Annotated in this window: 20 protein-coding genes; 11 read left to right on the top strand and 9 right to left on the bottom strand. The window is 72.1% G+C overall.

Annotation, left to right across the window (positions count from 1 at the left end; all coding sequences use genetic code 11):
• Positions 1-252: 252 nt before the first annotated feature.
• On the bottom strand, positions 253-1,227 hold the full coding sequence (locus RWE79_RS27425; protein WP_475942739.1) for a tetratricopeptide repeat protein: 975 nt from the start codon (positions 1,225-1,227) through the stop codon (positions 253-255).
• 99 nt (positions 1,228-1,326) lie between these two features.
• On the opposite strand from RWE79_RS27425, the gene RWE79_RS27420 reads away from it, so the two are divergent.
• The gene (locus RWE79_RS27420; protein WP_475942738.1) at positions 1,327-1,941 is read left to right on the top strand and encodes a TetR/AcrR family transcriptional regulator; all 615 of its coding nucleotides are present in this window, start codon (positions 1,327-1,329) and stop codon (positions 1,939-1,941) included.
• Positions 1,942-2,032: 91 nt separating this feature from the next.
• On the opposite strand, the gene RWE79_RS27415 is transcribed toward RWE79_RS27420, so the two are convergent.
• The 3 genes from RWE79_RS27415 to RWE79_RS27405 form a co-directional block, all read right to left on the bottom strand.
• Complete coding sequence (locus tag RWE79_RS27415) at positions 2,033-3,733, bottom strand: acyl-CoA mutase large subunit family protein (RefSeq protein ID WP_475942737.1); 1,701 nt, start codon at positions 3,731-3,733, stop codon at positions 2,033-2,035.
• 91 nt (positions 3,734-3,824) lie between these two features.
• Complete coding sequence (locus RWE79_RS27410; protein ID WP_475942736.1) at positions 3,825-4,169, bottom strand: DUF3817 domain-containing protein; 345 nt, start codon at positions 4,167-4,169, stop codon at positions 3,825-3,827.
• A gap of 33 nt (positions 4,170-4,202) precedes the next feature.
• The gene (locus tag RWE79_RS27405) at positions 4,203-4,715 is read right to left on the bottom strand and encodes a MarR family winged helix-turn-helix transcriptional regulator (protein WP_475942735.1); all 513 of its coding nucleotides are present in this window, start codon (positions 4,713-4,715) and stop codon (positions 4,203-4,205) included.
• Positions 4,716-5,085: 370 nt separating this feature from the next.
• Here RWE79_RS27405 and RWE79_RS27400 point away from each other — a divergent pair, with 370 nt between their 5' ends.
• Positions 5,086-6,723 (top strand): M4 family metallopeptidase, encoded by a 1,638-nt coding sequence (locus RWE79_RS27400; RefSeq protein WP_475942734.1) that lies wholly within the window; start codon positions 5,086-5,088, stop codon positions 6,721-6,723.
• A 148-nt stretch (positions 6,724-6,871) separates the two neighbouring features.
• On the opposite strand, the gene RWE79_RS27395 is transcribed toward RWE79_RS27400, so the two are convergent.
• Positions 6,872-8,107: an MFS transporter gene (locus RWE79_RS27395; protein ID WP_475942733.1), complete on the bottom strand. Its 1,236-nt coding sequence runs from the start codon at positions 8,105-8,107 to the stop codon at positions 6,872-6,874.
• 82 nt (positions 8,108-8,189) lie between these two features.
• On the opposite strand from RWE79_RS27395, the gene RWE79_RS27390 reads away from it, so the two are divergent.
• Entirely contained in the window at positions 8,190-9,179 is a 990-nt protein-coding gene (locus RWE79_RS27390) for an ArsR/SmtB family transcription factor (RefSeq protein ID WP_475942732.1), read from the top strand.
• 67 nt (positions 9,180-9,246) lie between these two features.
• On the opposite strand, the gene RWE79_RS27385 is transcribed toward RWE79_RS27390, so the two are convergent.
• Both RWE79_RS27385 and RWE79_RS27380 read right to left on the bottom strand, forming a co-directional pair.
• Positions 9,247-9,549, bottom strand: a complete 303-nt coding sequence (locus tag RWE79_RS27385; protein ID WP_475942731.1) for an MTH1187 family thiamine-binding protein — start codon at positions 9,547-9,549, stop codon at positions 9,247-9,249.
• On the bottom strand, positions 9,546-9,899 hold the full coding sequence (locus RWE79_RS27380; protein WP_475942730.1) for a DUF3817 domain-containing protein: 354 nt from the start codon (positions 9,897-9,899) through the stop codon (positions 9,546-9,548). Before RWE79_RS27380 ends, RWE79_RS27385 begins: the two co-directional genes overlap by 4 nt.
• A 182-nt stretch (positions 9,900-10,081) precedes the next feature.
• Here RWE79_RS27380 and RWE79_RS27375 point away from each other — a divergent pair, with 182 nt between their 5' ends.
• The 6 genes from RWE79_RS27375 (at position 10,082) to RWE79_RS27350 (ending at position 16,199) form a co-directional block, all read left to right on the top strand.
• Positions 10,082-10,876, top strand: coding sequence for a DUF2127 domain-containing protein (locus tag RWE79_RS27375; RefSeq protein ID WP_475942729.1), 795 nt, complete (start codon positions 10,082-10,084; stop codon positions 10,874-10,876).
• A 3-nt stretch (positions 10,877-10,879) separates the two neighbouring features.
• Positions 10,880-11,518: an AIM24 family protein gene (locus RWE79_RS27370; RefSeq protein WP_475942728.1), complete on the top strand. Its 639-nt coding sequence runs from the start codon at positions 10,880-10,882 to the stop codon at positions 11,516-11,518.
• 2 nt (positions 11,519-11,520) lie between these two features.
• Positions 11,521-12,171, top strand: a complete 651-nt coding sequence (locus RWE79_RS27365; RefSeq protein WP_475942727.1) for an AIM24 family protein — start codon at positions 11,521-11,523, stop codon at positions 12,169-12,171.
• Positions 12,172-12,268: 97 nt separating this feature from the next.
• Positions 12,269-13,054 (top strand): AIM24 family protein, encoded by a 786-nt coding sequence (locus tag RWE79_RS27360; protein ID WP_475942726.1) that lies wholly within the window; start codon positions 12,269-12,271, stop codon positions 13,052-13,054.
• A 65-nt stretch (positions 13,055-13,119) separates the two neighbouring features.
• Positions 13,120-13,614, top strand: coding sequence for a MarR family winged helix-turn-helix transcriptional regulator (locus tag RWE79_RS27355; RefSeq protein WP_475942725.1), 495 nt, complete (start codon positions 13,120-13,122; stop codon positions 13,612-13,614).
• A 173-nt stretch (positions 13,615-13,787) separates the two neighbouring features.
• Complete coding sequence (locus RWE79_RS27350; protein WP_475942724.1) at positions 13,788-16,199, top strand: WD40/YVTN/BNR-like repeat-containing protein; 2,412 nt, start codon at positions 13,788-13,790, stop codon at positions 16,197-16,199.
• 52 nt (positions 16,200-16,251) lie between these two features.
• Here RWE79_RS27350 and meaB read toward each other — a convergent pair whose 3' ends face one another.
• On the bottom strand, positions 16,252-17,211 hold the full coding sequence (meaB, locus tag RWE79_RS27345) for a methylmalonyl Co-A mutase-associated GTPase MeaB (RefSeq protein WP_475942723.1): 960 nt from the start codon (positions 17,209-17,211) through the stop codon (positions 16,252-16,254).
• 37 nt (positions 17,212-17,248) lie between these two features.
• Complete coding sequence (locus RWE79_RS27340; protein ID WP_475942722.1) at positions 17,249-18,460, bottom strand: acetyl-CoA C-acetyltransferase; 1,212 nt, start codon at positions 18,458-18,460, stop codon at positions 17,249-17,251.
• Between the two features lie 148 nt (positions 18,461-18,608).
• Here RWE79_RS27340 and mce point away from each other — a divergent pair, with 148 nt between their 5' ends.
• Both mce and scy read left to right on the top strand, forming a co-directional pair.
• Positions 18,609-19,037, top strand: a complete 429-nt coding sequence (mce, locus tag RWE79_RS27335; RefSeq protein WP_475942721.1) for a methylmalonyl-CoA epimerase — start codon at positions 18,609-18,611, stop codon at positions 19,035-19,037.
• A gap of 183 nt (positions 19,038-19,220) precedes the next feature.
• Entirely contained in the window at positions 19,221-22,982 is a 3,762-nt protein-coding gene (gene scy / locus RWE79_RS27330; protein WP_475942720.1) for a polarized growth protein Scy, read from the top strand.
• Positions 22,983-23,056: the final 74 nt, after the last annotated feature.

Here is a 23,056-nt window from a genome sequence, read left to right as displayed (position 1 = left end):
ACAAGGGGCTTCGTTACTAGCGGGTAACGGAGCGATAACCCGCGACGGCAGGACGCAACCAACTCACTCACACTGGGTAGTTGAGTGGGGTCCGTGAAAGTTGGATAAAGAATGATGGAAACGGACGAAAGGGCGCCGTTCTCCTACCACGAGTAACAGAGGCCGCGCTTCATCAAGATTTGGTAAAGCGCGGCCGAGTCATCACCTCGTGAGCGAACACTTTTTCGAGTCCGGTCACCCTGTGTGACGGGGTCAGAACAGTACGCGTGCCAGCGCCGCCCGGGCCGCGGTCACCCGCGGGTCGTCCGTCCCGATGACCTCGAAGAGCTCCAGCAGACGCACCCGGGCGGCGTCCCGGTCGTCGCCCGCCGTCCTGCGCACCGTGTCCACCAGCCTCCCGAACGCGTCCTCCACATGACCGCCGGCCAGATCCAGGTCGGCCGCGGCCAGCTGCGCCGCGACATCGGCCGGGGCGTCCGCCGCCGCCTTGCGCACGGCCTGCGGGTCTGCGTCCTGCACCCGGCTCAGCAGCTCGGCCTGGGCCAATCCGAGCTTCGCCTCCGTGTTGGCGGGGTCGTCGGACAGTACGTTCTTGTACGCCTGAATCGCGCCACCCAGATCGCCCTGGTCCAGCGCGTCGTGCGCCGCCGACAGCGCGAGCTCCTGGGGGGTCGCCGGCCGCTCGGGCTCGACGGCCGGGGCCTCGTCGGCCACGGCTCCCTCGACGGGGGCGCCCTGGATCCCGAACCGCTGCTCCCCCACCGCGATCAGCTGGTCCAGCACCTGGCGGATCTGGTCCTCCGGCGCGACGTCCTCGAAGAGCGGCATCACCTGACCGGCCAGCACCGCGAAGACCGCCGGGATGCCCTGGAGCCTGAACTGCTGGACGAGCAGCTGGTTCGCATAGACATCGACCCGGCCCAGGACGAACCGGCCGCCGTACTCGCCCGCCAGCCGGGCCAGGGCGTCGCCGAGTTCGATACTGACCGGGGCCTGGTCGGCCTCGAAGTTGATGACGACCGGCACCTCGTTGGAGCGCTGGAGTACATCGCTCTCCAGGGTCGCCTCACTGACGTCGAACACAAGGGAAGAAGCGGGTGCGGCGGTCCCGCCGCCGTTACGAGCGGCTTCCGCGCGGGCCTGTTCGGCCTTCGCCTTGGCCTCACTGGCCGCCTTCACCGCGGCGAGGTCGACCACGCCGCTCATGGACATGTTCCGTGGCTGCATGGACCAATCCTCCCCCCTCGACACGGTCCTCGGACAATCGCCCCTTTACGCTACGCGCCGTAGCGTAACACGGCGGGCGCCGGGATAGGCTCCGGAACCATGTCTACCCGCGCCACAGGAAAACCCACCGGCCGCCCGCGCCGCGCTTCGGCCGACGCGGCGATCCTGGAGGCAACCCGTGCCGCCCTGGTGGAACTGGGCTGGGGCGGGCTCACCATGAGCGACGTCGCCGCGCGGGCCGGGGTGGCCAAGACCACGCTGTACCGGCGCTGGACCAACCGGAACGACCTCGTCGTCGACGCCGTCGCCGTCCTCTTCGACGAGCTGCGGCTCCCCGACCGGGGCAGCCTGTACGCCGACATCGAGGGCGTGGTGCTGCAGTTCGCCGCCCTGCTGGAACTGCCCGAGGCCAAGACCGCGCTGATGGCCGTGGTCTCGGAGTCCACCGCCGACGCCGCGCTGCGGCTGCGGATCCGCTCGTCCATCGTCGACCGGCAGAAGCGGCTGGTCGTCGAGGGCCGCCTGCGCGCCCAACAGCGCGGCGAGATCCCCCCGGACGCGCCCGGCGACAACCCGTCACCCCAGATCGACCTCATCTTCGACGTCATCGCCGGGGCCGTCGTCCACCGCGTCCTGGTGACCGGCGAACCGGTCACCCCCGACTGGGCCGCGCGCTTCACAGGCCTGCTGCTCGGCGGCCTGGCCTCGCCCTGAGGGCCCACCGGGCCCCGGTCCGGCCCGGCCCCACCGGCGGACAGCGCCCGCGACCGCCCGCGAGGCCTCAACCGCCCGCCCCGCCCCGGGGTCAGAACCGCGCCGGCTCGGTGTACCCGCCCCACTCCTCGCGGAGCACGCCGCAGATCTCGCCCAGCGTGGCCTCGGCCCGCGCTGCGTCCAGCATCGGTCCGATCATGTTCGTACCGCCCCGGGCGGCGGCCAGCATGGCGTCCAGGGCCGACCGGACGGCCGTCTCGTCGCGGTCCGTCCGGCGGCTGCCGAGGGCGCGGACCTGCTCGCGCTCGACCTCGTGGCTGACCCGCATGATCTCCAGGTCCCCGGTGACCGAGCCGTGGTGGACGTTGACACCGACGACCCGCTTCTCCTTCTTCTCCAGGCCCCGCTGGTAGGCGAAGGCGGCCTCGGCGATCTCGCCGGTGAACCAGCCGTCCTCGATACCGCGCAGGATGCCGGAGGTCATCGGCCCGATGGGGTGCCGGCCGTCGGGAACGGCCCGTGCGCCCATCTCCTTGATCCGGTCGAAGATCCGCTCCGCGTCGGCCTCGATGCGGTCGGTCAGCGCCTCGACGAACCAGGAACCGCCGAGCGGATCGGCGACATTGGTGACGCCGGTCTCCTCCATCAGGACCTGCTGGGTGCGCAGGGCGATCTCGGCGGCCTGCTCGCTGGGCAGCGCCAGGGTCTCGTCGAGGGCGTTGGTGTGCAGGGAGTTGGTGCCGCCGAGCACGGCCGCGAGGGCCTCCACCGCGGTCCGTACGACGTTGTTGTACGGCTGCTGGGCGGTCAGCGACACGCCGGCGGTCTGGGTGTGGAAGCGCAGCCACTGCGCCTTGTCGCTGTTCGCGCCGTACACATCACGCATCCAGCGCGCCCAGATCCGGCGCGCGGCACGGAACTTGGCGATCTCCTCGAAGAAGTCCAGATGCGCGTCGAAGAAGAAGGACAGCCCCGGCGCGAAGGTGTCCACGTCCAGCCCGCGCGAGAGCCCCAGTTCGACGTAGCCGAAGCCGTCGGCGAGCGTGTAGGCGAGCTCCTGCGCGGCCGTGGAACCGGCCTCGCGGATGTGGTAGCCGGAGACCGACAGGGGCTTGTACGCCGGGATGGAACGCGCGCAGTGCTCCATGAGGTCGCCGATCAGGCGCAGATGCGGCTCGGGCGCGAAGAGCCACTCCTTCTGCGCGATGTACTCCTTGAAGATGTCGGTCTGGAGGGTGCCGTTGAGCACGGCCGGGTCGACGCCCTGGCGCTCGGCTGCGACCAGGTACATGCAGAAGACCGGGACGGCGGGCCCGGAGATCGTCATGGAGGTGGTGACCTCGCCGAGGGGGATGTCCCGGAAGAGGACCTCCATGTCGGCGGCCGAGTCGATGGCGACGCCGCAGTGCCCGACCTCGCCGAGGGAGCGGGGGTCGTCGGAGTCCCGGCCCATGAGGGTGGGCATGTCGAAGGCGACGGACAGGCCGCCGCCGCCGGCCTGGAGGATCATCTTGTAGCGCTCGTTGGTCTGCTCGGCGTTGCCGAAGCCGGCGAACTGGCGGATGGTCCAGGTCCGGCCGCGGTAGCCGGTGGGGTGGAGGCCACGGGTGAAGGGGTACTCCCCGGGCCAGCCGATCCGCTCGAATCCGGGCACGTCGACGCCCGGGGGCGGTCCGTACACCGGCTCGACGGGATCCCCGGAGAGCGTGCTGAAGTCCGCGTCCCGCTTGCGGGAGGCGTCGTAGCGGGCCTGCCAGCGCTGGCGGGCCTCGTCGATCGCATCGGCGTCCATACGAACGAATTTACTAGGACGTCCTAGTAAATGTCGATGGCAAACCGCCCACCGCACGGGTGAGACCCGCGGCGGGCGGTTGACCGGCGGGTCAGGCCTTGACGGGCTCCGCGTCACCGGCGGCGGCCGCGATCAGCGGCTCCACCTCGCGCGACACCTTGCGCTCGACGAAGAAGGCGGCCGTCGGAACGGTCCCGGCCAGCAGCACCCACAGCAGCTTGCCGAAGGGCCACTTCGCCTTGGTCCCGAGGTCGAAGGCGAGGACCAGGTACACGACGTAGAGCCAGCCGTGGGCGATGGCGACGACCTGGGTGAAACCCGCCGCGCCGTCGATCTTCAGGACGTACTTGGCGATCACACCGATGGTCAGCAGGATCAGCAGTACGCCGGTGGTGTACGCGAGCGCGCGGTACCGGGTCAGAACACTCTGCTTCATGGCAGTGAGCCTAACCGGCGCGATTCCGGCGCTTTACGCGCCCTCCTCGAAGTCGCCAGCGGCTATCCGCAGCGGCCTCAGCAGGGCGAAGATCTCCCCGCACTCCTCGGCGTCGTACGTGCCGAGGCCGAAATCCATCGCCATCAGGTCCTGGGTCGCGGCGTCGCAGACCTCGCGTCCCTTGTCGGTGATGGAGGCGAGCGTGCCGCGCCCGTCGTTGGGGTTGGGCCGCTTGGCGACCAGACCGGCCAGGACCAGCCGGTCGACGGTGTTGGTGACGGAGGTGGGGTGCACCATCAGCCGCTCACCGATCTTGGACATCGGCAGCTCGCCGGCCTTGCTGAAGGTGAGCAGCACCAGCGCCTCGTAGCGGGCGAAGGTGAGGCCGTACGGCCTGACGACGGCGTCGACCTGGCCGAGCAGGATCTGCTGCGCACGCATGATCGAGGTGATCGCGGCCATCGAGGGCACCCGGCCCCAGCGGCGCTCCCAGGTCTCGTCGGCGCGCGCGATCGGGTCGAAAGGCAGACTCAGCGGCTTCGGCACGGCCAGAGCCTACCCGCCGGTCACATTGAGGGCAGCCATGTCTCAGTGAACGGACCGGACCCGAACAGATGATCTTAAGCGCCGGGCCGAAGGCGAGTATTTCGGGCGTGTTTCAGCCACCCCAAGACCGGAGTCCGTCCGAAAACCACCCCTGTAGGGGGAGGGTTTCCCCTAGTCCTCCGACCGGTTGATCACCCTCTGGCCCTGCTTTGTCCGGAGTAAGCCGCGGCTAAGGGCGGTCCGGCACCCACCTAACCGGCCATTGCCTGTAGTGGACCTGTCATTTACCCGTTGAACGATGCCAAGCTCCTGGCCAGCGCGGATTTATCCGCGCATCCCCCCACACCAACCTCTGACGAGGAGCATCACCTTGCGGAACAAGCTCGTTCTCGGCACCGCGGCGGCAGCAGCCGCGCTCATAGCCTCCGGTCTGCAGTCCTTCTCGGCCAGCGCGGCCCCGGCCCCGTCCTTCGCCGCCTCGATCGCCGGCTCCCAGGTGAAGGCCATCGCCTACGGCACCGCCCAGGCACCGCAGATCGCGGACTCCCTCGGCCTCGGCGCCAAGGAGAAGCTCACGGTCAAGGACGTCGTCGTGGACGCGGACGGCACCCGCCACCTGCGCTACGACCGCACCTACGCGGGCCTGCCGGTGCTCGGCGGCGACCTCGTCGTGCACGAGACCAAGAGCGGCGCCACCAAGTCCGTGAGCCGCGCCACCTCCAAGGCCGTCAAGCCGGCCACCCTCACCCCGGCCGTCTCCGCGGCCGACACCAGGGCGGCCGCCACCGGCACCGTCAAGAAGCTGCTCAAGACCGCCCTGGCCAAGGGCGAGGAGCCGCTGAAGTCGGTCGGTACGGCGGGCAAGCCCGAGAAGGTCGTCTGGGCCGTCTCCGGCACCCCCCGCCTGGCCTACCGCACGGTGGTCACCGGCACCCAGGCCGACGGCACGCCGAGCAAGGTCAACGTCATCACCGACGCCTCGACCGGCGCCGTCATCGAGAAGTACGAGGGCATCGAGACCGCCACCGGCACCGGCAACGGCGTCCGGGTCGGGTCCGTCCCCCTCACCACCACCCTGAGCGGCACCACCTACTCGCTCAAGGACGCCAGCCGCGGCGGCATCTACACCACGGACCTGAACAACAAGGCCACCAGTTCGACGGGCACCACCTTCACCGACACCGACAACGCCTGGGGCACCGGCAGCACCTCCAGCCGCCAGTCGGCCGGTGTGGACGCCCAGTTCGGCGCCGCGGCCACCTGGGACTACTACCTCAACACCTTCAGCCGCAGCGGCATCAAGAACAACGGTGTCGGCTCGCTGTCGCGCACCCACTACGGCAGCAGCTACGTCAACGCCTTCTGGGACGACAGCTGCTTCTGCATGACCTACGGCGACGGGTCGGGCAACGCCTCCCCGCTCACCTCGCTCGACGTCGCGGGCCACGAGATCTCCCACGGCGTCACCTCCAACACCGCGGGCCTGAACTACACCGGTGAGTCCGGCGGCCTCAACGAGGCAACCTCCGACATCTTCGGCACCATGGTCGAGTTCTACGAGAACCTCTCCGCCGACACCCCGGACTACCTCATCGGCGAAGAGATCGACATCAACGGCGACGGCACCCCGCTGCGCTACATGGACAAGCCCTCCAAGGACGGCGGCTCCGCCGACTACTGGTCCTCGACGGTGAAGAACCTCGACGTCCACTACTCGTCGGGCGTGGCCAACCACTTCTTCTACCTGCTGTCCGAGGGCAGCGGCTCCAAGACCATCAACGGCGTCAGCTACTCCAGCCCGACGTACAGCGGCACCACCGTCACCGGCATCGGCCGCGCCAAGGCCGCCGCGATCTGGTACCGCGCGCTGAGCGTGTACTTCACCTCCACCACCAACTACGCGAGCGCCCGCACCGGCAGCCTGAAGGCCGCCGCGGACCTGTACGGCAGCTCCTCCACCGAGTACGCCGCCGTCGCCGCCGCCTGGACCGGTGTCAACGTCAGCTGACCCGGCAGGCCCTCACGGCCGACCAGCGCCGGCGGTGGCGCGTCCCCCGAGCCCCACGGGACGCGCCACCGCCGGCGCACGTCATCCCGCTTCATCCCGCGGCTCCCGCGTCAGCCACGGCTCCCGCGTCAGCCGGTGTCACTCCGCGTCAGCCGCTGTCAGCCCGGGTCGCCCTCAGTTCCCGCACCACACCCAGCACACAGACACAGCCCACCACCCCGGCCCCCGCCACCACCACATGCACCGGCGCGAACTCCGCCGCCACACCCGCCAGCGCCATCCCCAGCCCCTGCGTCGTCATCAGGCCGGCCGTCATCAGGGTCATCGCCTGCCCCCGCACCTCCTCCGGCACGGCGCGGACGAACCACCGGTCCAGCCCCAGGCTGTACGTGATGCCCCAGCCGGTCAGGAACTGGACCAGCAGGGCCCAGCCGAGGGTGGGGTGCAGCAGGTAGCCCAGCGGCGGCAGCATGGACACCACCGCGACGGGGACGATGAGCCGGGCGCGGGCGGCGGGGCCGAGCAGTGAACCGACGAGGAGCTCGCCGGTGACGGCCCCGACGGGCATACCGGTCATGAGCAGGCCGAGACCGGCCGGACCGAGGCCGAGCGAGTCGGCGTACGGCGTCATCAGCGCCTCGGACCAGACGACGAACATCGGCGGAACCCAGTACAGCAGGAGCAGGGCGCGGATCCGCCGGTCGCCGAGCAGGCGCCCGATACCGGCCGAGGTGGTGAGCCGCGCCCCGGCCCCCGTACGGGCCGGGCGGGCCCGCGTACCGGTGAGCAGCAGCAGCGCGGAGCCGAGGAAGGCGACCGCGGTGAGCACGAGGACCGAGCGCGGGGAGACGACGGCGAGCAGCAGCCCGCCCGCCGCGAACCCGGCGAGTTGCGCGCTCTGCGCGACCAGCCGGAGCAGCGACCGGCCCAGGACGAAGCGGTCGCCCTCGCCCAGGATGTCGCTGAGCGTGGCCGCCCGGGTGCCGCCGAACACCGGCCCGACGACGGCCGTCGCGCAGCGCAGCACCAGCAGCACGGCGATCGGTGCGCTCGGCACCACCATCCCCGCCGCGCAGACCGCGCAGACCAGGTCGCACCCCACGAGCACCCGGCGGGGCGGATACCGGTCGGCGACCGACGACAGCAGCGTCCCGCCCACCACGTACGGCAGCATGCCCAGCGCCCAGGTCAGCGCGCTCAGCAGCGGTGACCCGGTCAGCCGGTAGACCAGGACGGACAGGGCGAGTTCGCAGACGACGCGGCCCAGCATGGACACCACGTCCGCCGCGAAGACGAAGCGGAACTCGCGGACGGCGAACACCGACCGGTAGCCGGCACTGGGCTCGGCAGCCGGAATCGCACCCGAGCGGGCTTTGGTTGGCATGGCAGCAGCGTGGGGCACGCCGTCCGCGCGCCGTAGTCTTTCGGCCTGAGACGAATCCAGGACGGGAGGGGGCGGGCCGGCCGTGCCGCTGCATCTGCGTTTCGGCACCGACGACCTGCTGCGCTGCCGGTTCGCGCTGTCGCCGCTGTGCGAGACGCACGAGGCGGTACGCACCCTGCGGCGCCCCGAGCGGCACGGCTACCACCAGCCGTGGCTGCGGCGGATGCGGGATGCGGTGGCGGGGCTGGATCTGGCGCCGCTGTGGCTGTTCATGCCGCAGCCGGGCTACACCCCGGACTTCCTGGGCCGCCCCCCGGCCGCTCCGGCGCCCTCCTTCGAGGACGAGCTGGCGCTGCTGCGCGGCACCGACCCGGCGCTGGCCCGGGCGGAGATGGCCAGGTCCCTGGCCGGGACGCCGGGTGCCGCGCGGTCGGCCCTGGGCCGGGAGCTGCTGGCGGATCCGGCGGCGGCCGTCCAGCGGCTGGCCGATGCCACCGAACGGGCCTGGCTGGCGCTGGTGGCCCCGGACTGGCCCCGGCTGCGGTCCCTGCTGGAGGCCGATATCGCCTACCGTTCACGGCAGTTGGCCAACGACGGGCTGGGTGGGCTGTTCACCGGCCTGCACCCCGAACTGGTCTGGGCGGACGGCACGCTGACCCTGCGCACCCGGGACGGCATCCTGGAGGAACAGCGGCTCGACGGCCGGGGGGTGCTGCTGCTGCCCAGCGCCTTCGCCTGGCCGGACGCGGTCAGCGGTTTCGCCGAGCCCTGGCAGCCGACGGTGATCTACCCGGCGCGCGGTGTCGGCGGGCTGCGGCAGACCCCGCGGACGCCTTCGGACGCGCTGGTCGGCCTGCTGGGCCGCAACCGCGCCGCCGTCCTCGGCGGCCTCGACGAACCGGCCTCCACCAGTGCCCTGGCCGGCCGGCTCGGCCTGGCCGCGTCCTCGGTCTCCGCCCACCTGACCGCGCTGCGCGTCGCGGGCCTGCTCACCTCGCGCCGTCACGGGCACCAGGTGCTGTACGAGCGCACGCCGCTGGGCACCGCCCTGGCCGGCGCGGGCACGGCGTAAAGGCCCCGGGCCCCCACGGGCCCGTCCAACGGATCGCCGGGCCTTCGGCCGCGCGATCCTCGAACGCCTAGGACCCGCCGGCCGACAGGTGCCGCTCGATCGTGTCGACCTTGGCCGTCAGGCCGTCCGTCACGCCCTGGCGGATGTCGGCCTTGAGCACCAGCGAGACCCTCGGGGCGCGTGCCTCGACCGCCGCGACCGCGCGCCTGACGACGTCCATGACCTCGTCCCACTCGCCCTCGACGGAGGTGAACATCGCGTCGGTGCGGTTCGGCAGCCCGGACTCACGGACCACCCGGACGGCGTCGGCCACGTACTCGCCGACCTCCTCGCCGACGCCGAGCGGGGTGACGGAGAAGGAGACGATCATGCCTTGGCACCTGCTTCGGCCGCTTCCGCACGGGCGCGGGAGGCGATCACGCTGTCCTGCGTCTCACGGCTCAGCTTGCGCTCGGCGAAGAAGCCGCCGGTGGGCAGGACGGACAGCACGAGGTAGAGCGCGGCCCGGCGGAGCGGCCACTTCGCCCGCTTCCAGGCGTCGGCCCAGAAGAGTACGTAGAGGATGAAGAGGATGCCGTGGATCATGCCCATGGCCGGGACCGCGTTGAAGTCCGTGGTGCGCTTGAGCACCGAGCAGACCAGGAGCAGCAGGAAGGACACCGCCTCGGGGGCGGAGACCAGGCGGAGCCGGCGCAGCGCCGATGCTGTGTTGATGTCCACGGATCACCTTCGGGGTCGGGGCTCGGGGCCGGTGCCGGCCCGCACAGCTTGTGCACGCGTTCACAAGGTGTGCCCATTATCGCCCGCCGGACCGCGGGCCGCCGCACCGGGGGTCGGCAACCGCCGGTACGCCCGGTAGCGTCCCCCTCCACAGCACACACCGGCGACGGGGATGGAAAGCGATGACGTTCGACTGGGACCGCCGGACCTGCTCCCGTAAGGGACATGTCACCTACGCCCCGGACGAGGACCACCTGCGGGAACGGCTGCACGCGGCGACCGCGCTCGGCGACGCCTGGCGCTGCCTGCGCTGCGGCGACTTCGCCCTCGGCGAGCCGCACGGCTCCGGCCCGGCCGACCACGCGCCCGAGGTGCCGCGCGGGCGGGCGCTGCGCGACCTGTTCATCCTGCGCTTCCTGGCCGTGGAGCGGGCGCTGCGCGGGATCTTCATCGTGCTGGCCGCCTGGGCGGTGTGGCGGTTCAGCAACCGGCAGGACGCGGTGCACCGGTTCTTCGAGGAGAACCTCACGGTCTTCCGGCCGGTCGCCCGGCACTTCCACTACGACGTCGACCACTCCCCCGTCGTCGACACCATCCGCAAGACCTTCGAGTACAAGCACTCGACGCTGCTGATCGTCGCCGTCGCGCTGCTGCTCTACGCGCTGATCGAGATCGTCGAGGCCGTCGGCCTGTGGATGACCAAGCGCTGGGCGGAGTACCTGACGGTCGTCGCGACCGCCGCGTTCCTTCCGCTGGAGATCTACGAGCTGACCGAGAAGGTCAGCTGGATCAAGATCGCGACCCTGGTCCTCAACATCCTGGCCGTCCTCTACATCCTGGTCTCCAAGCGGCTGTTCGGGCTGCGCGGCGGTGTGGAGGCCTTCGAGGCCGAGCGGCGCGGCGCCTCGCTGCTGGAGGTCGAGGTGGCGGCGGGCGAAGCGCCCTCGGCCGTGGCCCCGGCTCAGGGTACGGTCTGACCCGTGGCGCGATTCCGACTGCAGGGCAGCAAAGTGCTCGCCGTGGACATGACCGGCGATGCCGTGAAGGCGAAGAACGGCGCGATGGTCGCGTACGACGGCCAGATGGCGTTCAAGAAGATGTCCGGGGGCGGTGAGGGCCTGCGCGGCATGGTGACCCGCCGGCTCACCGGTGAGTCGATGGAGGTCATGGAGGTGAAGGGGCACGGCACCTGCTTCTTCGCCGACCGCGCGAGCGAGATCAACCTGGTCCGGCTCGGCGGTGAGAAGCTGTACGTCGAGGCGAGCAACCTGCTGGCCACCGAGGCCACCCTGCGCACCGGCACCACTTTCACGGGTCTGCGCGGCGCCTCCCAGGGCAACGGGCTGTTCACCACGACCGTCGAGGGTGTCGGCCAGGCCGCCATCACCTCCGACGGGCCGGCCATCGTGCTGCGGGTCACCTCCGGCACGCCGCTGAACGTCGACCCGGGCGCGTACGTCGCCCACACCGGCAACCTCCGGCAGAACCTCCAGACGGGAGTGAGCTGGCGGGCGCTGATCGGTGAGAGCGGCGGCGAGTCCTTCCAGATCCGCTTCGAGGGCGAGGGCCTGGTCTACGTCCAGCCCAGCGAGCGCAACACGGTCGGGGGGCAGTTCTAGCCATGGCCTTCACCCGGATCAACTCCAAGATGGTCGAGGCCCAGGTCGTCCCGGGGCAGCGGCTGTTCAGCCAGCGCGGAGCCATGCTCGCGTACCGGGGCGAGGTCACCTTCACCCCCAACATGCAGGGCGGGCAGGGCGGCGTCGCCTCCATGATCGGGCGGCGGGTGGCCGGCGAGGCCACCCCGCTGATGACGGTGGAGGGGCGCGGCTCGGTGATGTTCGGGCACGGCGGCCACCACGTCCACACCATCGACCTGCGCGGCGACACCCTGTACGTCGAGGCGGACCGGCTGCTGGCCTTCGAGGGCACCCTGCGGCAGAGCACCATGTTCATGGGCTCCCAGGGCGGCGTCATGGGCGTCATCCGGGGCCAGGTGACCGGGCAGGGGCTGTTCACCACCACCCTGCAGGGGCAGGGCGCGGTCGCCGTGATGGCCCACGGCGGCGTCATCGAGCTGCCGATCACCCCGCAGCGGCCGGTCCATGTCGACCCCCAGGCGTATGTCGCCCACCGCGGCGACGTACGCAACAAGCTGTCCACGGCGCTGGGCTGGCGCGACATGGTGGGGCGCGGCTCCGGCGAGGCCTTCCAGCTGGAGCTGTCCGGCCAGGGCACGGTGTACGTGCAGGCGTCGGAGGAGAAGCTGTGACGCGGCGTCCGCCCGCGCGGGAACAACACACCGGCCGCCGGCGGCCGGACGGCACCACGGCCGCGCGGCCGGGTGCGGCACCACGAGGAGAGGCCCGATGACGTCCCCGTTCCCCGGCCCGGGAGGGCCCGTCGCCCATGACCCGTACACGCTGCCGGTCGACGACAACGTCAATCCGTACGCGTTCTGCGTGGACCTCAAGGGCCAGTGGTTCCTGCAGAAGGGCAAGATGATCGCCTACTACGGGCAGATCACCTTCAACGGGATCGGCCACGGCGCGCTCGACGGCCTGGTCCGCACCAACTTCCACTCCCCGCTGCACGCCGCCGACTGGGTGGTCGCCGAGGGGCAGGGCAAGCTGCTGCTCGCCGACCGCGCCTTCGACGTCAACTCCTACGACCTCGACAACGGCAATCTGACCATCCGGTCGGGGAACCTGCTGGCCTTCCAGCCCGGTCTGTCGCTCAAGCAGTCGATCATCCCGGGGTTCCTGACCCTCATCGGCACCGGCAAGTTCGTCGCCGCCTCGAACGGCGCCGTGCACTTCGTGGAGCCGCCGGTCCGGGTCGACCCGCAGGCCCTGGTGGGCTGGGCGGACTGCCCGTCGCCCTGTCACCACTACGACCACAGCTATATGCGGGGGGTGCTCGGCGGCATCCGGGCGCTGACCGGCATCGGCGGCACCTCGGGGGAGGAGCACCAGTTCGAGTTCGTCGGGGCCGGCCAGGTGCTGCTGCAGTCGACGGAGGTCCTGATGCCCGAGCTGCCGACCGGGGCCACCCCGCACGAGCAGGGCGTTCCCGGCGGCGGCCACGCCCAGCAGCCCGGCGCGCCGAGGCTTCCCGGTCAGCTCGGCGACCTCCAGCGCCGCTTCGGTCTGTGACCGCCCGAACACGCAAGGGGTACCCCAGATAGTCCGGTTTTCAACTTTCTTGGTATACTCACAGCATGCAGACGGAGACGACGACGGAGACCCCGAACGGCACCATCTGGCTCACCCCTGAGCAGCAACGTGCCTGGCGCACCCATCTGGAGGTCAGCAAGCTCCTGACCCACCAGCTCGAACGCGACCTCCAGCCCTTCGGACTGACGTACAACGACTACGAGATCCTGGTCAACCTCTCCGAGGCGCCCGACCGGCGCCTGCGCATGTCCGACCTCGCCCGTGCCACCCTGCAGTCCAAGTCCCGCCTCTCGCACCAGATCTCCCGGATGGAGACCGGCGGCCTCGTCCGCCGCGAGAACTGCGAGTCCGACCGCCGGGGCCTGTACGCCGTCCTCACCGACGCCGGCTGGGACACCATGCAGAAGGTCGCCCCGCACCATGTGGCCGCGGTCCGGGAGCACTTCATCGACCTGCTCACCGGCGAGGACCTGACGGCCCTGCAGCGGTCCCTGACACCGGTGGCGGAGCACCTGCGGGCGGTGCGCGGGCGCGGCTGACGGCCCCTGGCGAAGCGCTTCGATTGCCTCCGGCAGCTCTCTCCCCGAACAACGGGCGCAGAAGAAGCTGTCGGAGGTCTTTTCTTCGAAGCGCTTCGATTCTATCGTCGCACCGCTCGCGCCGAGCCGTGGTCCACGCGAGCGCCCCCACCGGAGCGAAGGTGCTACGAGCCATGCCAGAAGACATCCAGCAGGACGCCCAGGACTCCTCCGCCGCCCGCGGATACGCCCGCCGCGGCGTGCTGCGCGCCGGCGCCGCCACCGCCGTCGCCGCGGCGGCCGTCGGCACCGGGACACCGTCCGCACGGGCGGCAGGGGCCGCCTCGGGACACCCCGCGGCCCCGTCCCCGGTCGCGCCGCGCGCGGTCGAGCACACCCGCGCCGGCGCCGGGGCGCCCGTCTGCCAGGCGTACACCTGGGGCAACGCCAGGATCGACGGCGGCGGCTTCATACCCGGCGTGATCTTCAACCGCACCGAGCCGGGACTGGTCTACGTACGCACCGACATCGGCGGCGCGTACCGGCAGGACAGCAGGAGCAGGCGCTGGATCCCCCTCACCGACTGGATCGGCTGGGACGACTGGGGCCTGACCGGCATCGTCAGCATCGCCAGCGACCCGGTGGAACCGCGCCGCGTATACCTGGCCGCGGGCTCGTACACCACCGACGCGGACCCCGGCAACGGCGCCGTGCTGCGCTCCGCCGACTACGGCCGGACCTGGCAGCGCACCGACCTGCCCTTCAAGCTCGGCGGCAACATGCCCGGCCGGGGCATGGGCGAGCGGCTGGCCGTCGACCCCAACCGCAACAGGATCCTGCTCCTCGGCGCCCCCAGCGGGAAGGGCCTGTGGCGCAGCAGCGACCGCGGCCAGAGCTGGAGCCAGGTCACCGCCTTCCCCGACCCCGGCCTGTACGCCGACGACCCGACCGACACCAGCGGCTACCAGAGCGACCCGATGGGCCTGGTCTGGGTCCTGTTCGACAAGGGCAGCGGCACCGCGGGCAGGGCCACCCCGACGTTCTACGTCGGCGTCGCCGACAAGGACAACAGCGTCTACCGCACCACCGACGGCGGCTCCACCTGGGCCCGGGTCGACGGCCAGCCCACCGGGCTGATCCCGCACAAGGCGGTCCTGGAGGAGTCCTCCGGCAGCCTGTACGTCGCCTACAGCGACGTCGCGGGCCCGTACGGCGGCGCCCGGGGCGCGCTGTGGAAGCTCGACACCGCCTCCGGCGACTGGACCGACGTCAGCCCGGTGGCCGGCGCCGCCTTCGGCTTCAGCGGCCTCACCGTGGACCGGCAGAACCCGGACACCGTGATGGTCACCGGCTACAGCAGCTGGTGGCCGGACACGCTCGTGTACCGCAGCACCGACGCCGGCGCGACCTGGAAGTCGCTGTGGGAGTGGGACGGTTACCCCGACCGCGTCAACCACTACACGATCGACGTCTCCACGAGCCCGTGGCTGACCTGGGGCCGGGGCGAGCGGGACCAGTACCCCGAACTCTCCCCGAAACTCGGCTGGATGACCGAGACCCTGGAGATCGACCCCTTCGACTCCGACCGCATGATGTACGGCACCGGCGCCACGCTGTACGGCACCGGGAACCTCACCGACTGGGACTCCGGCGGCCTCGTGGCCATCGAGCCGGTGGCCCGGGGCATCGAGGAGACCTCCGTCGCCGATGTCATCAGCCCGCCCACCGGCGCCCATCTGCTCTCCGGGCTCGGCGACATCGGCGGCTTCCGGCACGCGGACCTCGCCGTGGTCCCGCAGATGTTCCTGGACCCGGTCGCCGGTTCCACCACCTCCCTGGACTACGCGGGCCTGGACGGCGACCGCGTCGTGCGGGTGGGCAACTCCGAGGCCGGCGTACGCTTCGCCTCCTCCACCGACAACGGCCGCACCTGGGCCACCGCGGGACCCGAGCCGCAGGGCACCTCGGGCGGCGGCACCGTCGCCCTCGGCGCCGACGGCGGGCACACCGTGTGGAGCCCCGCCGGGGCCGCCGTGCACCACCTCGCCGGCGGCGTCTGGGCGGCCAGCGGCGGCGTCCCCGCGGGCGCCCGGGTCGAGGCCGACAAGACCACGCCGGGGGTCTTCTACGCCTACGCGGTGTCCGCCGGCACCTTCCACCGCTCCACCGACGGCGGGGCCACCTTCAGGGCCTGCGCCGCCACCGGCCTGCCCACCGACGGCAACGTCCGCTTCGCCGCCGTCCCCGGCCACCCCGGCCATCTGTGGTTCGCCGGCGGCAGGACCGGCGCCGCGTACGGCCTGTGGCGCTCCACGGACGGCGGTGACACCTTCGCCCGGCTGGCCGGCGTCGACGAGGCCGACGCCGTGGGCTTCGGCCGGGCCGCCGCCGGCCGGCGCCATCCCGCCGTCTTCGTGTCCGCCCGGATCAGCGGCGTCCGCGGCCTCTTCCGCTCCGACGACGCCGGTGCCACCTGGCTGCGTATCAACGACGACCGGCACCAGTTCGGCTGGACCGGCGCCGCCATCACCGGCGACCCCCGCGTCTTCGGCCGGGTCTACGTCGCCACCAACGGCCGCGGGGTGGTCCACGGCGACCGCGCCTGACCCGCCACCCCGCCAGGACCCGACAGGCCCGGTCAGGCCCCGCCAGGACCCGTCAGGCGCGGTCGGTGAGTCCGGCCACCAGTTCGTCGGCGGCCCGGTACGGGTCCAGGTCACCGGCGACGATGCGATCGGCGAGGGCGTCGAGGCGGCGGTCGCCGTGCAGGTCGCCGATGCGTTCGCGCAGGGTGGTGACGGCGATGTGCTCGACCTCCAGGGCGGCGCGGCGGCGCCGCCGGTCGGCCAGGACGCCGTGCTCCTCCATCCAGGCCCGGTGCTTCTCCAGGGAGGCGACCACCTCGTCGATGCCCTCGCCGCGGGCGGCGACGGTCTTGACGATGGGGGGCCGCCAGTCGCCGGGAGTGCGGGACTCGCCGAGGGCGAGCATGTGGTTGAGCTCGCGGGCGGTGGCGTCGGCGCCGTCGCGGTCGGCCTTGTTGACGATGTAGAGGTCGCCGATCTCCAGGATGCCGGCCTTGGCGGCCTGGATGCCGTCGCCCATGCCGGGGGCCAGCAGGACCACCGAGGTGTCGGCCTGGGCGGCGATCTCGACCTCGGACTGGCCCACGCCGACCGTCTCGACGAGGATCACCTCGCAGCCGGCGGCGTCGAGGACCCGGATGGCCTGCGGGGCGGCCCAGGCGAGGCCGCCCAGATGGCCGCGGGTGGCCATGGAACGGATGTACACGCCGGGGTCGGAGGCGTGGTCGGACATCCGGACCCGGTCACCGAGCAGCGCGCCGCCGGAGAACGGCGAGGAGGGGTCGACGGCGAGCACCCCGACCCGTTTGCCGGCCCGGCGGTAGGCGGTGACCAGGGCCGAGGTCGAGGTGGACTTGCCGACACCGGGTGATCCCGTCAGGCCGACCACGTAGGCGCCGCCGGTGAGCGGGGCGAGGGCGGCCATGACGTCGCGGAGCTGCGGGGACGCCCCCTCCACGAGGGAGATGAGCCGGGCCACGGCGCGGGGGCGGCCCTGCCGTGCCTGCTCGACCAGGGTGGGGACGTCCACCATCACTGCTCCGTTCGGTACGGGTGGGTCACGCGCGCGGTCACTTGCCGGGGACGCGGATGATCAGAGCATCGCCCTGACCGCCGCCACCGCACAAGGCCGCCGCACCGACGCCTCCGCCACGCCGCCCGAGCTCCAGGGCGAGGTGCAGCACCAGCCGGGCGCCCGACATACCGATCGGGTGACCGAGGGCGATCGCACCGCCGTTCACGTTCACCTTTTCAGGTGTTACCCCCAGGTCCTTCATGGACTGGACGGCGACCGCGGCGAACGCCTCGTTGATCTCGATCAGATCCAGGTCGGAGACGTCCAGGCCGTCCTTCTTCAGGGCGTGGGCGATGGCGTTGGAGGGCTGGGACTGCAGCGAGTTGTCCGGGCCGGCGACATTGCCGTGGGCGCCGATCTCGGCGATCCACCCCAGGCCCAGTTCCTCGGCCCTGGCCTTGCTCATCACGACCACGGCGGCCGCGCCGTCGGAGATCTGCGAGGAGGTGCCGGCGGTGATCGTGCCGTCCTTGGTGAAGGCGGGGCGCAGCCGGCCCAGGGACTCCGCCGTGGTCTCGGCGCGGATGCCCTCGTCCTTGCTGAAGACGACGGGCTCGCCCTTGCGCTGCGGGATCTCGACCGGGGTGATCTCGGCCTCGAAGACGCCGTTCTTCTGCGCGGCGGCGGCCCGCTGGTGGGACAGCGCCGCGATCTCGTCCTGCTCGGCGCGCCCGATGCCCAGCCGGGTGTTGTGCTTCTCGGTGGACTCGCCCATGGCGATGTTCTCGAAGGCGTCGGTCAGGCCGTCGTACGCCATCGCGTCCAGCACTTCCACGGCCCCGTACTTGTAGCCCTCACGGGACTTGGGGAGCAGGTGCGGGGCGTTGGTCATGGACTCCTGGCCGCCGGCGACCACCACGTCGAACTCGCCGGCGCGGATCAGCTGGTCGGCCAGCGCGATGGCGTCGAGGCCGGACAGGCAGACCTTGTTGACGGTGAGCGCCGGGACGTTCATCGGGATACCGGCCTTGACGGCGGCCTGGCGGGCGGGGATCTGGCCGGCGCCGGCCTGCAGCACCTGGCCCATGATCACGTACTGCACCTGGTCGCCGCCGATGCCGGCCCGCTCCAGGGCGGCCTTGATGGCGAAGCCGCCGAGGTCGGCCCCGGAGAAGTTCTTGAGGGAGCCGAGCAGACGGCCCATGGGGGTGCGCGCACCCGCGACGATCACGGAGGTCCGTGCTGCCTGGCTGTCCTGGCTGGTCATGACGCGGCCCCTTTGCACAGAGGGAGAGTTAACGAACGTTTTACGAGGGTGCAGCCAATGTACTGAGCGGTAGTCCGGCGGTCACCCGGCGGAGGGTGTGATGGCGCGCACGTTGCGTGACCATGCGCCGGAGCGGTGCACTGGACTCATGCTGACTCGAATCGACCACATCGGTATCGCCTGTTTCGACCTCGACACCACCGTCGAGTTCTACCGTGCCACCTACGGCTTCGAGGTGTTCCACTCCGAGGTCAACGAGGAACAGGGGGTACGCGAGGCCATGCTCAAGATCAATAACACCGACGACGGCGGTGCCTCCTACCTCCAGCTGCTGGAACCGACCCGCGAGGACTCCACCGTCGCGAAGTGGCTGGCCAAGAACGGCGAGGGGGTGCACCACATCGCCTTCGGCACGGCCGACGTCGACGGGGAGGCCGCCGACATCAAAAGCAAGGGTGTTCGGGTTCTCTACGACGAACCGCGCACCGGTTCGATGGGGTCCCGGATCACGTTTCTGCACCCCAAGGACTGTCACGGGGTACTCACCGAGCTCGTCACGTCCGTCAAGGACCACTGACCCAGGCCCATTCACCCCGGTAGAGTGACCGAGCGACCCCGGGGTGGGCCGGTTGGGGTACCGGCCCGCGCTTCGGCGTGGATCAGACACAATTCTCCGTAAGGCCCTGCCACAAACAGGGCCCCGGGGAATCTCACTCGGTTGGCGGGTGGGTACACCAGGACGGACGGATGGGACCGCGGAGTGCGGGGCTACGACCGCTACGAGGTTGAGGGCGACCACCTCTCGCAGTTCGAGGCCGAGATGGAACGGCTTCGGACCGAGCGGGACAAGGTGCTGCAACACGCAGACGACCTCGGCTACCAGGTGGAGGTGCTGCGCGCCAAGCTGCACGAGGCGCGCCGCAACCTCGCGTCCCGTCCTGCCTACGACAACCTGGGCCACCAGGCCGACCAGCTGCTGCGCAACGCCGAGATCCAGGCGAACCAGCTGCGCGCCGACGCCGAACGCGAGCTGCGCGAGGCCCGTGCGGCCACCCAGCGGCTGCTGCAGGAGCAGGCCGAGCGGCAGGCGCAGCTGGCGGCCGAGTGGCACGCCGAGGCCGTCGCGCGCCGCCGTCGCCTGGACGAGGAGCTGGCCGAGCGCCGGGCCAGCGTCGAGCAGCACGTCAACGAGAACGTGGCCTGGGCCGAACAGCTGCGGGCCCGCAGCGAGGCGCAGGCACGGCGGCTCATGGACGAGTCCCGGGCCGAGGCGGAGGCCGGGCTGGCCGCCGCCCGGGCCGAGGCGACACGCATCGCGGAGGGCGCCCGTGAGCGCCTGGAGTCCGAGACCGGATCCGCACGGGCCGAGGCCGAGCAGCTGCTGCGCCGGGCCCGCACCGACGCCGAGCGGCTGCTGAACGCGGCCGGCACCCAGGCCCAGGAGGCCACCAGCCAGGCCGAGCAGCTGCGCAGCTCCACGATCGGCGAGGCCGACCAGGCCCGCCAGCAGGCCGCCGAGCTGACCCGCACCGCCGACGAGCGCAAGCGCGAGGCCGAGGAGACGCTGCGCGAGGCGAAGGCCGAGGCCGACCGGCTGCGCGAGGAGGCCGCCGCCAACGCGGCCAAGCGGCTGGCCACCGTGGACGCCGACAACGAGCAGCGCACCCGCACCGCCCGCGCCGAGATCGCCCGCCTGGTCACCGAGGCCACCAAGGAGTCCGAGGCCGCCAGGGCCGAGGCCGAGCAGGTCAAGGCCGACGCCGCCGCCAAGGCCGAGCGGATGCTCTCCGAGGCCTCCGAGACCGCCAAGGCCGCCTTCGCCGAGGACGCCGCCGCCGCGCTGGCCAAGGCCGCCCGGCAGGCCGAGGAGGTCCTGGACAAGGCCACCGAGGACGCCAAGGCCACCACCCGCGCCGCCAGCGAGGAGGCCGAGCGGATCAAGCGCGAGGCCGAGGCGGAGGCGGAACGGCTGCGCGGCCAGGCGGAGGAGTCCGCCGAGCAGCTGCGCGGGGCGGCGCAGGACGACACCAAGGAGTACCGCGCCAAGACCGTCGAGCTCCAGGAGGAGGCGCGCCGGCTGCGCGGCGAGGCGGAGCAGCTGCGCGCCGAGGCGGTCGCCGAGGGCGAGCGGATCCGGGGCGAGGCCCGCCGCGAGGCCGTCCAGCAGATCGAGGAGGCGGCCCGTACCGCCGAGGAGCTGCTGACCAAGGCCAAGGCCGACAACGACGAGCAGCGCCAGGCCGCCACCGCCGAGTCCGAGCGGGTCCGTACCGAGGCCATCGAGCGGGCCGCCAATCTGCGCCGCCAGGCCGACGAGACCCTGGAGCGGGCCCGTACCGAGGCCGACCAGGTCAGGAACGAGGCCGAGCAGAACGCCGTCCAGGTCAAGGAGGACGCGGAGTTCGCGGGGCTGCAGCTGCGCGAGGAGGCCGTCGAGGCGGCCCAGCGGCTGCGGGACGAGGCCGCCGCCGACCTCAACCGCCAGCGCAGCGAGGCCGAACTGCGCATCGCCGCCGCCGAGGAGGCCCTGCGCGACGCCCGCGCCGAGGCCGAGCGGCTGCGCTCCGAGGCCGCCGAGGAGGCCGCCCAGGTACGGGCCGAGGCCGCCGAGCGGGTCCGGGTCCTGCAGGAGCACGCCGAGCAGGACACCGTACGGCTGCGGGACGAGGCCGCCGCCGACGCCTCGCAGACCCGCGCCGAGGCCGAGCAGAACGCCGTACGGCTGCGCACCGACGCGGCCACCGAGGCCGAGCAGCTGCGGGCCGAGGCCCAGGAGACCGCCAACCGGGTGCGTGCCGAGGCCGCGACCGCCGCCGAGCGGATCGAGGCCGAGGCCGCCGAGGCGCTGGCCGCCGCCCGTGAGGAGGCGCTGCGCCGCCGCCGCGAGGCCGAGGAGATGCTCGGATCGGCGCGCGCGGAGGCGGAGCAGGAGCGGGCCCGGGCCCGTCAGCAGAGCGAGGAGCTGCTGGCCTCGGCCCGTAAGCGGGTCGACGAGGCGCAGGCCGAGGCCGAGCGGCTGGTCGCCGAGGCGGAGCGGCATGCCGCCGAGCTGATCGGCACCGCCGAGCAGACCGCGCAGCAGGTACGCGACTCCGTCGCCGGGCTGTACGAGCAGGCCGAGCAGGACATCGCCGGGCTGCGCAACGCCGCCGAGCACGCCGCCGAGCGCGTCAAGGCCGAGGCCCAGCAGGCCGCCGACCGGCTGCACGCCGACGCCAACGCCGAGCGCGAGCGCGCCTCCGACGACGCCTCGCGCATCCGCCGGGAGGCCGGCGCGGAGGCCGAGGCCGCCCGGGCGCTGGCCGACCGCACGGTCACCGAGGCGATCGAGGAGTCCGACCGGCTGCGCGCCGACGCCGCGGTCCGGGCCGACGAGACCGTCGCCAAGGCCCAGCGGGACGCCGAACGTCTGGGCATCCTGGCCAAGGACGCCCTGGACACCGCCGAGCGGGACGCCGACGAGCGCCGCAGGGCCGCCGAGGACGCCCTGGGCGCCGCCCGCGAGCAGGCGCAGCGCAATCTCGACCAGGCGCGTGACGAGGCCAACCGGCGCCGTACCGACGCCGCGCAGCAGGCCGACCAGCTCATCGCCAAGGCCCGCGCGGAGGCCGAGCGCCTCGGCATCCTGGCCAAGGACGCCCTCGACACCGCCGAACGCGACGCCGAGGCCGCCCGCGAGGAGTCCCAGGCGGTGCGCGACCAGGCCCGCGAGGACGCCAACCGCCGTCGCAGCGAGGCCGCGCAGCAGGCCGACGAGCTCATCACGAAGGCGCGCGAGGAGGCGGTGCGGATCGGCGCGGCCGCCGAGGAGCAGTCCGACACCATGGTCGGCGCGGCGCGCAAGGAGGCCGAACGAATCGTCAGCGGGGCCACCGCCGAGAGCAACGGCATGGTCGAGCGGGCCCGTACCGACGCGGACACGCTGCTGCGCGAGGCCCGCCAGGACTCCACGGCCATCAGGGAGCGCACGGAGGAGCTGCGCGCCCGCGTCGAGGCCGAGGTCGAGGAACTGCACGACCGGGCCCGCAAGGAGGCCGCCGCCCAGATGAAGTCGGCCGGTGAGCGGGTCGACAAGCTGGTCGAGGCCGCGACCGAACAGCTGGACATGGCCGAGGCCAAGGCCCGCAGGGAGATCGAGCAGGCGAAGGCGGAGGCCGAGGAGACCCGGTCCACCGCCGGAACCGAGGCGAGCAGGGTCCGGATCGCCGCGGTGCGCAAGGCCGAGGAACTGCTCAAGGGTGCCGAGCAGAAGAAGGCCGACACCGAGCGCGAGGCGGAGCGGGTCAAGGCGGAGGCGCGCGCCGAGGCGGAGCGCATCGTAACGGAGGGCAAACGCGAGCTGGAGGTGCTGGTACGCCGCCGTCAGGACATCAACGCCGAGATCTCCCGCGTACAGGACGTGCTGGAGGCCCTGGAGTCGTTCCAGGCACCGGCCGACAGCAAGAGCGCGGTGACGGCGGGAGCCGGCGCGGGCGCCACCCGATCGAGCGGCAAACGCTCGGACGACGCGCCACTCGATTGAGCGCACATTCTGCACAGCTAATGGACATTGACTCGATGCCGCGCCCTTGCGGCCCCTAGGATTCCCCCTAACAC

It is taken from the genome of Streptomyces sp. RLA131 (assembly GCF_056270125.1).
The sequence above is the reverse complement of the archived record's forward strand: the minus strand, read 5'-3'. Positions and strand labels throughout refer to the sequence as shown.

Coding starts and splice junctions, on each gene's coding strand:
- RWE79_RS27415 (WP_475942737.1), bottom strand. CDS start 3,733: ATGGACGCCGATGCGATCGACGAGGCCCGCCAGCGCTGGCAGGCCCGC.
- RWE79_RS27375 (WP_475942729.1), top strand. CDS start 10,082: ATGACGTTCGACTGGGACCGCCGGACCTGCTCCCGTAAGGGACATGTC.
- RWE79_RS27360 (WP_475942726.1), top strand. CDS start 12,269: ATGACGTCCCCGTTCCCCGGCCCGGGAGGGCCCGTCGCCCATGACCCG.
- RWE79_RS27355 (WP_475942725.1), top strand. CDS start 13,120: ATGCAGACGGAGACGACGACGGAGACCCCGAACGGCACCATCTGGCTC.
- RWE79_RS27395 (WP_475942733.1), bottom strand. CDS start 8,107: ATGCCAACCAAAGCCCGCTCGGGTGCGATTCCGGCTGCCGAGCCCAGT.
- RWE79_RS27365 (WP_475942727.1), top strand. CDS start 11,521: ATGGCCTTCACCCGGATCAACTCCAAGATGGTCGAGGCCCAGGTCGTC.
- RWE79_RS27340 (WP_475942722.1), bottom strand. CDS start 18,460: ATGACCAGCCAGGACAGCCAGGCAGCACGGACCTCCGTGATCGTCGCG.
- RWE79_RS27420 (WP_475942738.1), top strand. CDS start 1,327: ATGTCTACCCGCGCCACAGGAAAACCCACCGGCCGCCCGCGCCGCGCT.
- mce (WP_475942721.1), top strand. CDS start 18,609: ATGCTGACTCGAATCGACCACATCGGTATCGCCTGTTTCGACCTCGAC.
- RWE79_RS27385 (WP_475942731.1), bottom strand. CDS start 9,549: ATGATCGTCTCCTTCTCCGTCACCCCGCTCGGCGTCGGCGAGGAGGTC.
- meaB (WP_475942723.1), bottom strand. CDS start 17,211: ATGGTGGACGTCCCCACCCTGGTCGAGCAGGCACGGCAGGGCCGCCCC.
- RWE79_RS27410 (WP_475942736.1), bottom strand. CDS start 4,169: ATGAAGCAGAGTGTTCTGACCCGGTACCGCGCGCTCGCGTACACCACC.
- RWE79_RS27425 (WP_475942739.1), bottom strand. CDS start 1,227: ATGCAGCCACGGAACATGTCCATGAGCGGCGTGGTCGACCTCGCCGCG.
- RWE79_RS27350 (WP_475942724.1), top strand. CDS start 13,788: ATGCCAGAAGACATCCAGCAGGACGCCCAGGACTCCTCCGCCGCCCGC.